Here is a 14433-nt window from a genome sequence, read left to right as displayed (position 1 = left end):
CATGAAGCTGTTCGATGTCTTGGTGGCCTTCGCCAGCCTCAGCCTGCTGCTGCTGATCGGCATGGCCCTGCGGCAGCGGCTGCGCTGGTTGCGCCAACTGGGCATTCCAGAGGCTTTGGTCGCTGGCCTGCTGGGGTTGCTGGTAGGCCCCTTTGGCCCATTCCCGATCTTTCCTGAGCAGGTTTACAAGGTGTGGGGGCAAACCCCTGGCGTGCTGATCAGCCTGGTGTTCGCCACCTTGTTTTTGGGCCAGCGCCTACCCAGCCCTGGGGTGATCTGGAAACGCGCCGCCGGCCAAACCGCCTTTGGCATGGCCTTGGGCTTCGGGCAGTACCTGGTGGGGGGCCTGCTGGTGCTGGCCATCCTGCAACCACTCTTCGGCACCAATCCCCTGATGGCCGCCCTGATCGAGGTGGGCTTTGAGGGGGGCCATGGCACAGCCGCTGGCATGGGCGCCACCTTCCGCGAGCTGGGCCTGGAGTCAGGCGAAACCTTGGGTCTGGCCATGGCCACCGTGGGCGTGCTCACCGCTGTGGTGATCGGCAGCAGCTTGGTGGTGATCGGCCGGCGCCGTCGGTGGCTGGCCCAAAAAGAGCGTGGGCTTGAACCAGCTGATCCCAATGCAGCGCTGCTGCAACAGCTGGCCGACGAGGACCCCTTCTCAGCCGGAGAGCGGCTAGCGATCGAAACGGCTGCCGGCACAGCCGAGCCGAGCCAGGAGAACTCACTCACGATTGATGCGCTGACGATCAACCTGGCGTTAGCCGGTGGTGCCGTTGGCCTGGGCATCCTGCTGAAGGCGCTGATCACATCAGTGGGCAACAGCCTGGGCGGGGCTGAAACAGCCCGGCTATTGCAAGCCATCCCGGTCTTCCCGCTAGCGATGGTGGGTGGCCTGATCGTTCAGGTGGCGCTGCAACGCAGCCGTCAGACGTCCTTGGCCTCCGCCTCAGCCCAGGCCAGCGTGGGCTCAGTGGCGATGGATCTGCTGATCACCGCGGCCATGGCCAGCCTCAACCTGCCGTTGCTGGAAGAGAACTGGCTGCCCTTCATCGCCTTGGCGATCGCCGGATTGAGCTGGAACATCGCGGCGTTCTTCCTGCTCGCTCCAAGGATCTTCAGCGACCACTGGTTTGAACGCGGCATTGCTGATTTCGGCCAAGGCACCGGGGTCACCGCCACGGGCCTGTTGCTGCTGCGCATGGCCGATCCCTACGGCCGCAGCCGCGTTATGGAAGCCTTCTCGTTTAAGCAACTTGTCTTTGAACCGTTCCTTGGAGGCGGGCTGATTACAGCCCTATCGCCCCTGTTAATCGCCGGCTGGGGACTGCCCCGCTTCAGCCTGGTGGCCCTGGTGCTGACCCTGCTGTCGATCGGCTTCGGCCTCAGGCTGGGACGCCGAGCTCAGCTGAGCTGAACCTTGCGATCGATCTGGAGATAGCCCCACCAGTCGGGCACTTGGGGCTGAGAGCCACCACTGGGATTGGGACTGAGCTGCACATGCCAGCCCTGCAGCAGATCCAGCGGCAAGCAATCGTCGACGGCATGCAGATCGTCTTTGTGGCGCTGCTGGGCATCAGGCAGCAGACGCCGTTTGGCGCGCGCTTTGGCCGCCGCGGCCGATGGGGCCACCACCAAGCCAATTTGATGCAACTCCAGCAGGTCACTGGGGTTGTAGCCCCCCACATTCACAAACCAAAGCTTCTCCACCGAGTCAGCAGGTGTTGGGCTGAGGTGGATGGCATAGCCATCGATTTGGCGCACCTGCATCCAGCTATCGAGATGCAGACCGCGCCGCCGGCCCACCCACTGGCGCTGAAGCTCGGGAATCGTGGCCTCAATGCTGGAGCCCACCACAAAACGCACGTCGTGGAGTTCCACATGGCAGCCCTCGATACGGCCGCCCAACACAACGAGAAACAGCTTGGGCTGCTCAGGCGTGCTCACGCAGGAATGCAGCTGTTGAAGCCAACTCCTCCAAGAACGAGTCGATCTCGGCTTCGGTGGTGGTGAAACCAAGGCTGGCGCGCGCCGATCCACTCAGGCCGAGAAGCCGATGCAGGGGCTGGGTGCAGTGATGGCCGCTGCGAATGCAAATGCCACTGGCATCGAGCAGGGCGGCCAAGTCATTGGCATGCAAACCATCAACAACAAAAGCAGCCAAAGCACCGCGATCGGGCTGTTGCTCGGGGCTCGGCCCGAGCAAACGCACCCCATCAATGCGGCTCAAGCCCTGCCAAAGCCGGGCCGTGAGGCACTGCTCCCACTGGTGGATCGCCCCAAAACCCAACGCCTGGATGTAGTTGATGGCGGCAGCCATGCCGATGGCTTCTCCAATAGCTGGGGTGCCCGCTTCGAATTTGTGGGGCAACGCAGCCCAGGTGCTGCGCTCAAGGAACACCTCATCAATCATTTCGCCACCACCGAGGAACGGTGGTGCCTGCTCCAGCAACTCGCGCCGCCCCCAGAGGAAGCCCATGCCTGTGGGGCCACAAAGCTTGTGGCTGGATCCCACCAACCAATCGCAATCCAGCTGCTTCACATCAACCGGCAGATGGGGAAGGCTTTGGCACGCATCCACCAGCACGCGGGCGCCAACGGCGTGGGCGAGAGTCACCACCTCTGCGATGGGATTGAGGCAGCCCAGGGTGTTGCTGACATGCACCAGCGCCACCAAGCGAGTACGCCCGTTGAGCTGAGCGCGCAGATCATCGAGATCCAACTCACCGGTGGCGGTGAGGCCCACATGGCGCAACACGGCTCCCGTCCGTGCCGCCACCATCTGCCAGGGCACCAAGTTGCTGTGGTGCTCCATCACCGTGGTGAGGATCTCGTCTCCGGGTTGGAGCTGATCGAGCGCCCACGTCATAGCCACCAAATTGATGGCTTCAGTGGCATTGCGGGTGAACACGATTTCAGCTGGGTCAGCTGATCCCACAAAGGCCGCCGTTGTGTTGCGGGCCGCTTCAAAGGCATCGGTGGCGCGCGCACTGAGGCTGTGGGCACCGCGGTGCACGTTGGCGTTGTCGCAGCGGTAGTAGTGAGCCAGGGCTTCAAGCACCTGACGCGGCTTCTGGCTGGTGGCCGCGTAATCGAGATAGATCAGCGGACGGCCATGGATCTGCTGATCGAGCACAGGGAAATCCCCGCGGGTTCGCTGTGCCAGATCCAGCCCAAGAGCGGCAGCTGTCATCGCGCCAAGCTCCCTTGCCATGGATGCCAACCCGCAGCCAGCGGCGGCAGCTGATTCAAGACCTCCAAGCAGAAGCCCCGGCGCAGCAGCTCGGTGGCGGCAGGGCGATCAATGCCGCGGCTGCGCAGATAAAACAGCTCCTCATCGGCCAGGCTGCTGACGGTGGCGCCGTGGCTGCAGCGCACGTCGTCAGCAACGATCTCCAGCTCTGGCTTGGTGTCGACCCAGGCCTGCTCACTGAGCAGCAAATGACGACTGAGCTGGGCGGCATCAGTGCCTTGGGCTGCGCGGGGAACCTTCACGGTGCCGTTAAAGATGCTGTGGGAGCGGCCATCCACCAGCGCTTTTTGCAGCTGATCCAGGCGGCCATCAGGGCCGTCGAATCGCACCAAGCTGTGCAAATCAGCGATGGCCGTGCCATTGAGCACGGCCAAATCCCGCAGACATGTTTCTGCGCCGCCAGCGCATTGCAGCAACTCAGGCTCCTGGCGTGCCAGGGCCCAACCCTGAACCACGGCCGTGCGGCTGTAGAAGCTGCCGGGCTGCTGGCGAATTGAACTCCCTGCCATCAACACCGCGCCTGCATCCCCTTGGAGCCATTGGCCCTCCACCAACCTGGCGCCGCTGGCCAACTCGGCTTCGAGCCAAGGCAAGCAGAGGCTCGAGGCGCTGCTGCTGATCCGCAACGCCAACTCCAACTCGGCGTTCTCCGCCAACAGGAAACGCAACCGCGGCGCCAGCAGCGCGCAAGCAGCCTCAGGCTGCAGCCACAACTCCAAACGCAACCGGGCGCCAGCAGCCAAAACCAGTTGCAATTGCGGGCCCGCCACAGAGGCATGCAGTCGACAGGGCAAGCCGGAGGCCGCTCCAGGCTCGACGCCGGTCAAAACGGCATCCTCGGGCAAGGGCTGGGACCCCGGAGCCAAGCTGAAGGTCAGGCCATCAGCACCAAGCTGCAGCCGCACCACATCGGCTTCCGGCACCGGCCAGGCAGCACTGGCGGCGCTGCCGCAGGGCTTCAAAGCGCGTGGATCCAGCTGCAACAGCGGTGCCAGATCGGTGAACCGCCAGTCCTCCTGACGGCTAGGGGGCAGGGTGAGTTCAGAGGCACCAAGCCCATGGCTCGCCCTCAATCCATCAAGCCAGCTTTGGCGCTCCAGCACCGCGCTGCTCATGCCAACACCTCAGGGCTGCGCGAGGTGACGCCAGCTTCAGCATCCACCCAGTCGTAACCGCGGCGCTCCAGCTCAAGGGCCAATTCCGGACCACCGGTGCGCAGGATGCGGCCATGAGCCATCACATGCACAAACTGCGGGGTAATGGCATCAAGCAGGCGCTGGTAGTGGGTGATCAACAAGGTGGCGTTGTCGGGACCGGCCAGGTGATTCACACCTTCAGCCACGATGCGCAGGGCATCGATATCCAGGCCGGAATCGGTTTCATCGAGGATCGCCATCACCGGCTCCAGCAGAGCCATCTGCAGGATCTCGTTGCGCTTTTTCTCACCGCCTGAGAACCCCTCATTGAGGCTGCGCTCCAGGAACGATGGATCCATCTGCACCAGCTCAAGGCGTTGCTGCAGATGCTCTTCAAAGCTGAAGGTGTCGAGCTCTTCGAGGTCTTGGGCCTGACGGCGCGCGTTGGTCGACACCCGCAGAAACTCCAGGTTGCTCACACCAGGGATTTCCACCGGGTACTGGAAGCCCAAAAACACACCGGCCCTAGAGCGCTCTTCTGGAGCGAGCTCAGCAATGTCCTGACCACGGAACCGAACGCTGCCACCGGTGATGGTGTAGCTGGGGTGGCCGGCAATCACCTTGGAGAGGGTGCTTTTGCCGCTGCCATTGCGGCCCATCACCGCATGGATTTCACCAGCACGGACCGTGAGATTGACCCCACAAAGAATCTCCTGATCGGCGACCGAGGCGCGCAGATCGGTGATCTCAAGCAGGACAGGGGACTCAGACACAACGAATTAGGGAGGTGGGCAAGCAGCGGGTTAACCGACGGAACCCTCGAGCTTGAGGGCGAGCAGCTTGTCGGCTTCAGCAGCAAATTCCAGCGGGAGCTGGTTGAACACATCGCGGCAAAAACCGCTGACCATCATCGACACCGCCTCTTCAAAAGCGATGCCACGGCTCTGTAAATAGAAGAGCTGATCTTCCGAGATCCGGCAGGTGCTGGCCTCGTGCTCGACGGTGGCCTGGGGTTGCTGCGAGCGGATGTAGGGATACGTGTTGGCGGCCGCTTGATCGCCGATCAACATCGAATCGCATTGGCTGTAATTGCGAGCGCCAATCGCTTTGGCCCCCATTTGCACGAGCCCCCGGTAGCTGTTGGCGGAGCGGCCAGCACTAATGCCTTTGCTGACGATCGTGGAACGGCTACGGGGACCAACGTGGACCATCTTGGTGCCGGTATCAGCCTGCTGGCAGTTGTTGGTCAGAGCCACGGAGTAGAACTCGCCAACGGAATCAGCACCAGCCAACACACAGCTGGGGTACTTCCAGGTGATGGCTGAGCCGGTCTCCACCTGGGTCCAGCTGATGTGGCTGCGGGCGCCCTTGCAGATGCCGCGCTTGGTCACGAAGTTGTAGATACCGCCTTTGCCGTTCTCATCGCCGGCATACCAGTTCTGAACGGTGGAGTACTTGATCGAAGCGTCATCAAGCGCCACCAACTCCACCACGGCAGCATGCAGCTGATTGGTGTCAAACATCGGAGCCGTGCAGCCCTCCAGGTAGCTCACCGACGCCTCCTCTTCAGCAACGATCAAGGTGCGCTCGAACTGACCGGTATCACCACTGTTGATGCGGAAATAGGTCGAGAGGTCCATCGGGCAGGTGACGCCCTTAGGAATGAACACAAATGAACCGTCGCTGAACACCGCTGAATTCAGCGCAGCGAAATAGTTATCGGCGATTGGAACGACGCTGCCCAAGTAGCGCTCGATCAACTCGGGATGCTCTTCAACCGCTTCACTGAAGGAGCAGAAGATGACGCCGTGCTCGGCCAGCTGTTCTTTGTAGGTGGTGGCAATCGAAACACTGTCGAAGACAGCATCCACCGCCACATTCGAAAGACGCTTCTGCTCACTCAGCGGAATCCCGAGCTTGTCGAAGGTCTCGAGCAATTTGGGGTCCACCTCATCAAGGCTGGCCTTCTTCTGCTCCTGCTTTGGAGCGGCGTAATAAACGATGTCCTGGTAGTCGATGGGCGGATAGCCCAAAGCAGCCCAATCGGGCTCAGCCATGCGCTGCCACTGGCGGAAGGCACGCAGGCGGAAATCCAGTAGGAACTGGGGCTCCTTCTTTTTGGCCGAAATCAGCCGAACAACCTCTTCACTGAGGCCCTTGGCGATCTTCTCCGTTTCAATGTCAGTGACAAAGCCGTAGCGGTAGGGCTGGCTAACCAGGTCACTGACATTGCTGGAGGCCACTGGCGCGTCCAAAGCATTCACAGGCGGAGTGGCACTCATCCAGAGGTATGGGCCTGGATTTCATCCAGGGTGATGCTCTGTTTCTCACCGCGGAATGGGTTGTCCTCGGTCAGGAACAGCATGCAGTGGCAGTCCTTGCGCTCGCGCATTGGCACGCAAGGGCAGTTCCAAAACGCTTGAGAGACTTCAGCCTCTTTGTCTTCGTAGTGGCGGCAAGGACAGAGGGCGCCACCAAGCTCATCCTTGTGGCGGGCTAACCCCTCCAGCACCACTGCTGTAACGCCAGGGTCACTGCAGAAGTAAGTCCCCGTGCGCTGGGCATAGGTTTCCGCAAAACGGCGGATGACTTCAAGGCTGTCTGAAGCTGCGGGCTGTTGCGCGTCGTCTGCCATAGGGGCCGGAATTACGAAACACCTTGGTTTCCTTTCCAAGGCTAGAGCAAGGGTATGCCCTGCAGTGGCACCCCCAAGCCTTAACTGACATCTCCGTGCGGCGTTCATAGCTTGCGGGGAACCTCCCCTGGATCCCGTGGTGACTCTCTCTGATCTGCAGCAGCGGCCCGTGGACGAGCTGTTGGGCGATGAAGCCGACCTTTTATTGCGTACTCAGCCCAAGGTGAGCCGCGACCGGCTGCACCTGCCCGGCCCGGATGTGGTCAGCCGGCTGTTTGAAAGCTCAGACCGCAGCCCTCAGGTGCTCCGCAGCCTGCAGCAGCTCTATGGATCTGGCCGGCTGGCCCACACCGGCTACCTCTCGATCCTGCCGGTGGACCAGGGCATTGAGCACTCAGCGGCCCACTCCTTCGCCCCCACCCCGGAATACTTCGACAGCGAGGCCATCGTTGAACTGGCCGTTGAAGCTGGCTGCAGCGCCGTGGCCTCAACCCTGGGTGTGCTGGGGTCGGTGGCTCGCCGCTGGGCCCACCGGATCCCCTTCCTGGTGAAGCTCAACCACAACCAGCTGCTGACAGCCCCCAACGTTCATGAGCAGATCCTGTTTGCCTCGGTGGATCAGGCCTGGAACATGGGCGCCGTGGCCGTTGGCGCCACCATCTATTTCGGCAGCGACGACTGCAACCGGGAGCTGCAACAGATCGCTGCACTGTTTGAGCAAGCCCACAGCCGAGGCATGGCCACGGTGCTGTGGTGCTATCTGCGCAACCCGGTGTTCAAGCAGCCCGAGGCCGACTACCACCTCGCCGCCGACCTCACCGGCCAGGCCAACCATCTCGGGGTGACCATCGGCGCCGACATCATTAAGCAAAAGCTGCCCGAGAACAACGGCGGTTACGGCGCGGTGGCCCGGGCTCTTGGTCAGTCCTATGGGATGACCGATGAGCGCATCTACGACGAGCTCAGCAGCGCCAACCCCATCGACCTCTGCCGCTATCAAGTTCTCAATTGCTATGCAGGCCGCATCGGTCTGATCAACAGCGGCGGGGCCGCCGGCAAGAACGATGTGCACGACGCCGTGCGCACCGCCGTGATCAACAAGCGTGCTGGCGGCTGCGGTCTGATCATGGGGCGCAAGGCGTTCCAGAAGCCGCGCCAAGAGGGAGCCGCTCTGATTCAACGGGTTCAAGACGTCTATCTCGACCCAGCGATCCCCATCGCCTGATGCCAGGCTGGGGAGACGATGACGTCCTCACCCGCCTCCACCCACGAAGCTGCGCTCACCTTGCTGTTGCGGCAAGGTGAGGCGTCGGCTGCTGAGCTGGCCGAGCAACTCGGGGTGTCTGTTCAGGTGATGCGACGCCACCTGCGCAGCCTCGAACGCGATGAACTGGTGGAAGCCAGCCCACAATCCGGCGGTCCCGGTCGGCCCAGCAATCGCTGGCGCCTGACGGCCAACGGCCGTGGGCGCTTTCCCGATGGCAGTGAGCATTTCGCCCTTGGCCTGCTGCAGTCACTCAGCACCGCTTTGCCCCCAGAGCAAGTCAAAGACCTACTGAGCACCCAGGCGGATTGCCAGGCCGGGCGCTACCGCGACCAACTCGGTGATGAGCCCCTCTCGGGCCGGCTGGAAAAACTGGTGGAGCTGCGGCGGCGCGAGGGCTATGTGGCCGACTGCCGCCAAGATCCCGACAGTTCCGCATGGCTGCTGCAGGAGTACCACTGCTCGGTGTCACGGGTGGCGGAGGCTTTCCCTTTGATCTGCGATCAAGAGCTGCAGGTGATGCGGCGCACCTTCCCCGATTGCAGCGTTGAGCGGGTGCACTGGAAGCTCGATGGCGATCACACCTGTGGCTTCCGGCTCACCCCCCGTGCCTGACAGCCCGCTCAGCCACGACGAAGCCGCAGCCATCGATGCCCTGCCCTGGCCGCTGCTGGAGCGCCAACGCCTCCGGCTGCTCGCCCACAGCCTGCGCAGCCTGCAGGCTGCTGCTGGACGCCGCGATGGCGACCTCCCCACCAGCAAAGAACTGGAGACCTGGGCCATAGCCCAGCCGCAGCTGCAACAGGAGCCCAGCTTTCGGCAGCTGCTGATCGAGCAACTCAATGGCGCCGGCAGACGCCTGAGGCAAATTGCCGAGAGCCAAGCGCCCGAGCAAACCCCGCTCAGCCTCAGCCTTGAGCAGCTGATACGAGCATCAACACCCCCACAAAACCCAGCCCCCCAGCCAGCGCACCCGGCCAACCCGGTTGATCACCCTCCAAACGACTGAGGGGAAGGGCCATCAACGGCGCCGTTGCCAGCAAGCTCACGGCCAGCCCAACCGGCAGCTGCTGCAAGCTCGCCTGCTGCAGCACGATTCCCAAGCTGGTGCCCAGCAAGGTGGCCAGCAGCACCAGGGGCCAGCGCGCCGTGGCCGGGCGGGGTTGCTGCTTGGAGGGCAAGCGCACCCAAGGCAGCATCACCGCCAAAGCCGCCAGCAAGCGCACCGCCGCTGCCGTGAGCGGCTGCCAGCTGCTGCCAGCCAAGGCCCAACGCGACAGCAACGCCCCCGCCAAACCGCAGAGCAGCCCCAAGGCGATACACAGCAATCCCAGCCCCTGTTCCCGTGCGGGTGCTCCCCCCGGCGGGGCTTGCCGCGCCACGATCAAGACCGCCAGGCTGATCAGCGCAATGGCCAGCCACTGCTGCAGCTGCAGGGATTCCGCCAAGGTCAGCTGGGCCAGCAGCGCTGAGAGCGCGGGCCCACCGGCATCGAGCGTCAAGCTGCGGCGGGTTCCCAGACGCCGCAGGGCTGCGAAATAAAAGCTGTCGCCCAGGGCAATCCCCAGCGCCCCGCTCAGCATCAAAGCCAGCAGGGTGGGCGCGGAAACGCCCTGCCAGGCCCCAGGCCAGAGCAGCACAGGCAGCAAGGTCAAGCTGCCGATGAGGTTTTTGAGCAGATTGAGCTGCAGGGCGCTGAGCGAGGTGGGCACCCGTCGCCAGAGCCCACTGGCGATCGTCCAGCAGAAGGCCGCCAACAGGGCCGCCATCACACCGATCAACATGGGGATCGACCCGGCAGGCTGGACGCCATGGATTGCATCACCGACGCCCTCAGTTTCTTTCGCCAAAGCTGCGGCCGCTGGCGCTCGCAACGCTCCCAGCACCACCTCTTGCACCGCCGGGCAGAAGCCGGCGCTTCATTGGTGGAAGTGGCGATGGTGGAAGCCGATGATCCCCGGCTCACCGCCTTGGCCGAACTGCACAAGATGGACCCCAGCGCTGTGGTGGGGGGCTGTCATGTGCGCTGGAGCGGCTCGATGGCCTGGGATCGCGCTGGGGAAAACCACGACAGTGAAACGGTGTTTGCCCTGCTGCCTGAAGACTCCAAAGGCTGTGAGGGATTTCTGCTTCGCGACATGGGCTACTCGGTGAAAGAGCCCGTGGCCGGGCGTTTTCGCCTGGATGAGGAGAAAAGCCTCTGGCTGAGCACCAATTACGAAATGATGGATAGCGGCGAATGCTTTTGGTTCGCCGGACCCAACACCAGGCTGCGCACCAGCACGGTGCAGGGCCTCTCCAACACTGCCTCGCTCTGCATGGAGACCCGAGTTCTAGATGGCTATCAGCCGGCACCCGCCAACCAGGCAGTTGCCACGACGAGCTCACTGCTGGGCTGGTAACAAATACCTAGAAAACTCGTGCGAAAAGTTACGGACTGTGATTGCGGTTGAAAAGATTCGGCTGTCTTCCGGGCCCCACTTCTACGATCAGCGTCGTCGGATGCTGACAACTGAGTGGCTATTCCCCTCCTGCCTTACGCGCCCATCACCCAGAACGCCCGGGTGGAGCGCATTCGCGTGGGCTCGGATGAAGACCTCAAGGTTGTAGCCCTCGACCAGTCGATGGACGCCGACAACCTCAAGACTGTGATTGAGGCGGCGTATCGCCAGATCTTCTTCCACGCGTTCAAGAGCGACCGCGACCGCTTCTTGGAATCACAGCTGCGCAACGGCCAGATCACCGTGCGCGATTTCATTCGCGGCCTCTGCCTCTCCGACACCTTCACCCGCACCTTCTACGGGTTCAACAGCAATTACAAGGTGGTGCGCCACCTGGTGGAACGCCTGCTCGGCCGTAAGACCAGTGGCAAAGGCGAAGAGCTGTCCTGGTCAATCGTGATCGCGACCAAAGGTGTCGCCGGCATGGTGGACGCACTCCTCGACAGCGAGGAATACCTCGACAATTTCGGCTACGACATCGTTCCTTACCAGCGCCACCGCGTGCTGCCTGGCCGGGACCTTGGTGACACCCCCTTCAACATCACCACCCCCCGCTACGACGAGTACCACCGCGACCAACTGGGATTCCCCCAGATTGTTTTCACCGGCGACATCAAGCGTTTGCCCGAACGCGCTCGCGTCAAGCGCGGCGGCAATCCAGCCGATTACATGGCCTGGGTTAGCGGCATTGCAGCCGTGAACATGGGCAGGGCTCAGGCCAAAACAACCGACGACTACATGTCGCGTGTGCCCTATCGCAGCATCAGCCGCTGATTGATCGCTGTCAGAGCTCCTCAGGCACCCCTTTCAGGGGTGCTTTTTTTGTGCCGCTCCCGCATCTGGCCGACCAAGAATCAGCAATTGCTGACGGGTGAAGAGATCTCGGTTGTGACTTTTGCCTAGTGGATGCAGAGTGATCCCAAACGGAATCTTTAGCGGTGAATCAGTCCTTGTCTTCGCTTGCGCGTCTGACTCTTCGACAACTGCGCCGCGTTGCAAGCGACCTGGGTGTGGCTCTGTACAGCCGCAAATCCAAGGACGAGTTGCTTGATGCCATCAGCACCAAACAGGAGTTCAGCGCTGGCGAGAAGCGCATTGAAACCGCCATCTCCCTAGCCGAGATGGAGGCTGGATTTGGCAACACCCCCCTGCCTCTACCTGAAACTCGGGTGGTGTTTCTCCCCCGTGATCCCCAATGGGCCTACGTCTTTTGGGAGATCGCGGCTGATAGCCGCCGTTCCGCTGAAGCCGCTGGAGCGCGCCAGCTTTGCCTGCGGGTGAGCGATGTGACCGGCCTGCACGATGGCTCCAGCCATCCCCACACCCTGCAGGAAGTGGTGGTGGATGCCGGCACCAGTGAGTGGTATCTGCCCGTTCCCCTCAGCGATCGCGACTACCGCGTTGAGCTGGGCTTCCGCCTCAACGATGGCGGTTGGTTCTCCTTGGCCTTCTCGGCTGTGGCCCGCGTTCCGGCCATGCACCCCAGCGAGCAGATTCTTGATCAGTTCGTGCCCTTCTCCTTAGAAGCCACCCCCAGCACCCTTCCCACCCCAGCCGATGCTGGCGACAACAACCTGCACGAGTGGCTCTATCAAACCGCCACCGTGCGCTGGCGCCGACTTGGCCGGGGCTCTGAAGCCTTCCATGAGCTGGGTGATTCCGACGCTGCAGCTCGCGGCCTCAATGATTCCGGTGTTGGTCGCTGGGCCAGCGGCCGCAGCGAGAGCGGCATCGGTGGCGTAGCTCCGCGTCAACGGTCCTTCTGGCTGGTGGCTGACGCCGAACTGATCGTTTACGGCGCCACCGACCCTTCCGCCACCTTGACCATTGGCGATGAAGCGGTGCCCCTCTCAGCCGATGGCACCTTCCGCGTTCAGGTTCCCTTCCGCGATGGGCATCAGCTCTATCCGATCAAAGCGGTTGCCGCCGATGGTGAGCAAACCCGCAACATCACCCTCGAGTTCGAGCGCAAGACCCCCCAGGACAACACCAACACGCCTGAGCAAGCCAAAAACGAGTGGTTCTGAGCCCTTGGCTCTCAAAAAAGCTCTGGTCCTCCTCCTGCCATTGGCAGGCTCTCTCACTCTGCCCATTGCTGTGCCGCTCTTAATGCGAACAGCTGGGATCGGTGCAGGTGTGGCCTTGGTACTCGTGGTGAGTTGCCTCTGGTTTGCAGTGATGCTGCGATTTTCCGAAATGCCCGGACATGACTAATCAGCCGTTAAAGAATGCTTGCGATTGGTTGACCATTTAGGCCAATTCTGTCACCAACAAGAACCCCCCAGTCCTAGGTTTTGGCGTCAAAAATTTTGTTTCAGGGGCTGCAGCACAAGCCTCGGAGTAAGTAAATCAACGTAGTGTTCTTTCAAAGATTCCTTTTCCGGATCAGTAATGGTTGTCATCAAACCGAAGCGCGATTTCACTAGCCAAAATCGCGTCTCGTACGCAGCGAGCAATGCCTCCAAGATCCGACTGGGTACCGCAAGCAATGTGCATAGAGAAGAGATTGGCCTAGGGCAGCTGCTTGAGCGCAATGGCCTGCCTGCTTCTAGCGTTCACCAATACAAAGAAAACCTTTGCTCAGCCATGGGCATCGGCATTGGCCCTCGCCACCATGAGGAATGCCCGTTTTCATCGGTTAACGACCAGTTCGCCGCTTCCGGCAGCACAGCGCTTGAAGGCACAATTGCGGCTGCTTACAAACAAGTTTTTGGCAACCTGGGGCCCACAGACAGCCAACGTTGCAACGAGCTTGAGTCGCAGCTCTGTAATGGTGACATCAGCGTCCGAGACTTTGTCGCTGGCCTAGCCAAGTCTGATCTTTACAAGCAGAACTACTTCTCCAAGGTCTCCCCCATCCGTGGGGTGGAGCTCAACCTGAAGCACCTTCTTGGCCGCCCGCCAGTGAATCAAGCCGAGGTCAGCGCCTGCATTGCCTTAATTGCCGAACAGGGTTTTGACGCACTGGTTGACAAGCTCACCCACTCGGGCGAGTACCTCGAAGTGTTTGGCACGGACACCGTTCCTTATGCCCGTGCCTTCAAATCAGAAGCGGGTTTCTACTGCTCCACGTTCGTGAATATGGGCGAAGTCAGCCCAGCAAACGCGGCTTCAGACACCACCATCCAAAGCCGCAGCCTGCTGGTGGTGGCACTGAACAACGCGCGGAAGATCAGCTCCGCAACTGGCTTTGACGTATCGGCCTTCGTGTACTCCAAGGCCATCAAGGATCCCAACTCCGGAGCCTTCCAGCGCATGTACCAGCCCAAAACCGCCAAAACCTGGGTCTGAACAACTTGAAGTAGGCAGGGGAAGGCTGGATTCAACAGCCCAAATGCCATGGCCTTGATTGGCTGGCCAGCCCTCTTGATCCATCCCATATGCCCGCTCTGCCATCAGGCCTGGAGCGGGTCTTCTTTTTGCCCGTCCTGCCGCGATCAACTCAAACTCAATCAGCCCAGGCCCCAGGGAAGCCAGCCCATTCCTTGGCATTCTTTAGGCCGTTATGACGCGATCTGGCGACGGCTCATCCTCAGCCTGCGCCAGCAGAGTGCCAGCCCAAACCTGATCCGCACGTTAGCCAGCGAATGTCTCGCGCTACTACCTAAGCCCAAGGCAGGAGTTGTGCTGTGTTCCATCCCGCC

General features: G+C 61.7%; 15 protein-coding genes. 8 read left to right on the top strand and 7 right to left on the bottom strand.

Annotation, left to right across the window (positions count from 1 at the left end):
• Window position 1: 1 nt before the first annotated feature.
• Complete coding sequence (locus SIB46_RS11175; RefSeq protein ID WP_413296207.1) at window positions 2-1417, top strand: sodium/glutamate symporter; 1416 nt, start codon at window positions 2-4, stop codon at window positions 1415-1417.
• On the opposite strand, the gene SIB46_RS11170 is transcribed toward SIB46_RS11175, so the two are convergent.
• The 6 genes from SIB46_RS11170 to SIB46_RS11145 are packed head-to-tail and all read right to left on the bottom strand — an operon-like array spanning window position 1405 to window position 7024.
• Window positions 1405-1947 carry a DUF1543 domain-containing protein gene (locus SIB46_RS11170; RefSeq protein WP_413296206.1) on the bottom strand — a complete coding sequence of 181 codons (543 nt, stop codon included), beginning with the start codon at window positions 1945-1947 and terminating at the stop codon, window positions 1405-1407. The genes SIB46_RS11175 and SIB46_RS11170 overlap by 13 nt on opposite strands.
• Entirely contained in the window at window positions 1934-3193 is a 1260-nt protein-coding gene (locus SIB46_RS11165) for a SufS family cysteine desulfurase (RefSeq protein WP_413296205.1), read from the bottom strand. The genes SIB46_RS11170 and SIB46_RS11165 overlap by 14 nt, the downstream gene beginning before the upstream one ends.
• Entirely contained in the window at window positions 3190-4368 is a 1179-nt protein-coding gene (locus SIB46_RS11160) for a SufD family Fe-S cluster assembly protein (protein WP_413296204.1), read from the bottom strand. The genes SIB46_RS11165 and SIB46_RS11160 overlap by 4 nt, the downstream gene beginning before the upstream one ends.
• Window positions 4365-5162, bottom strand: coding sequence for a Fe-S cluster assembly ATPase SufC (sufC, locus tag SIB46_RS11155; RefSeq protein WP_413296203.1), 798 nt, complete (start codon window positions 5160-5162; stop codon window positions 4365-4367). The genes SIB46_RS11160 and sufC overlap by 4 nt, the downstream gene beginning before the upstream one ends.
• Window positions 5163-5192: 30 nt before the next feature.
• Window positions 5193-6671: a Fe-S cluster assembly protein SufB gene (gene sufB, locus SIB46_RS11150; RefSeq protein ID WP_413296202.1), complete on the bottom strand. Its 1479-nt coding sequence runs from the start codon at window positions 6669-6671 to the stop codon at window positions 5193-5195.
• A complete protein-coding gene (locus SIB46_RS11145; protein WP_011936433.1) occupies window positions 6668-7024 on the bottom strand; it encodes a ferredoxin-thioredoxin reductase catalytic domain-containing protein in 357 nt (118 codons plus the stop codon). The genes sufB and SIB46_RS11145 overlap by 4 nt, the downstream gene beginning before the upstream one ends.
• Window positions 7025-7163: 139 nt before the next feature.
• Between SIB46_RS11145 and SIB46_RS11140 the strand changes: the two genes are divergently transcribed.
• The 3 genes from SIB46_RS11140 to SIB46_RS11130 are packed head-to-tail and all read left to right on the top strand — an operon-like array spanning window position 7164 to window position 9297.
• Entirely contained in the window at window positions 7164-8249 is a 1086-nt protein-coding gene (locus SIB46_RS11140) for a class I fructose-bisphosphate aldolase (protein ID WP_413296201.1), read from the top strand.
• An 18-nt stretch (window positions 8250-8267) separates the two neighbouring features.
• Window positions 8268-8903, top strand: a complete 636-nt coding sequence (gene sufR / locus SIB46_RS11135) for an iron-sulfur cluster biosynthesis transcriptional regulator SufR (protein ID WP_413296200.1) — start codon at window positions 8268-8270, stop codon at window positions 8901-8903.
• A complete protein-coding gene (locus SIB46_RS11130) occupies window positions 8896-9297 on the top strand; it encodes a hypothetical protein (protein WP_413296199.1) in 402 nt (133 codons plus the stop codon). Before sufR ends, SIB46_RS11130 begins: the two co-directional genes overlap by 8 nt.
• Here SIB46_RS11130 and SIB46_RS11125 read toward each other — a convergent pair.
• Window positions 9197-10072 (bottom strand): DMT family transporter, encoded by an 876-nt coding sequence (locus SIB46_RS11125; protein ID WP_413296198.1) that lies wholly within the window; start codon window positions 10070-10072, stop codon window positions 9197-9199. The genes SIB46_RS11130 and SIB46_RS11125 overlap by 101 nt on opposite strands.
• Window positions 10073-10099: 27 nt before the next feature.
• Between SIB46_RS11125 and SIB46_RS11120 the strand changes: the two genes are divergently transcribed.
• The 4 genes from SIB46_RS11120 (at window position 10100) to SIB46_RS11105 (ending at window position 14080) form a co-directional block, all read left to right on the top strand.
• Complete coding sequence (locus SIB46_RS11120) at window positions 10100-10690, top strand: phycobiliprotein lyase (protein WP_413296197.1); 591 nt, start codon at window positions 10100-10102, stop codon at window positions 10688-10690.
• 114 nt (window positions 10691-10804) lie between these two features.
• Window positions 10805-11563, top strand: a complete 759-nt coding sequence (locus SIB46_RS11115; protein ID WP_413296196.1) for a phycobilisome rod-core linker polypeptide — start codon at window positions 10805-10807, stop codon at window positions 11561-11563.
• A gap of 164 nt (window positions 11564-11727) precedes the next feature.
• The gene (locus SIB46_RS11110) at window positions 11728-12816 is read left to right on the top strand and encodes a DUF4912 domain-containing protein (RefSeq protein WP_413296195.1); all 1089 of its coding nucleotides are present in this window, start codon (window positions 11728-11730) and stop codon (window positions 12814-12816) included.
• 364 nt (window positions 12817-13180) lie between these two features.
• The gene (locus SIB46_RS11105; RefSeq protein ID WP_413296194.1) at window positions 13181-14080 is read left to right on the top strand and encodes a phycobilisome rod-core linker polypeptide; all 900 of its coding nucleotides are present in this window, start codon (window positions 13181-13183) and stop codon (window positions 14078-14080) included.
• The last annotated feature ends 353 nt before the right edge of the window (window positions 14081-14433 follow it).

Origin of the sequence: Synechococcus sp. MIT S9452, from assembly GCF_047304245.1 — a bacterium.
Taxonomy (GTDB): domain Bacteria; phylum Cyanobacteriota; class Cyanobacteriia; order PCC-6307; family Cyanobiaceae; genus RCC307.
This window is presented reverse-complemented; position numbering and strand designations above follow the sequence as displayed.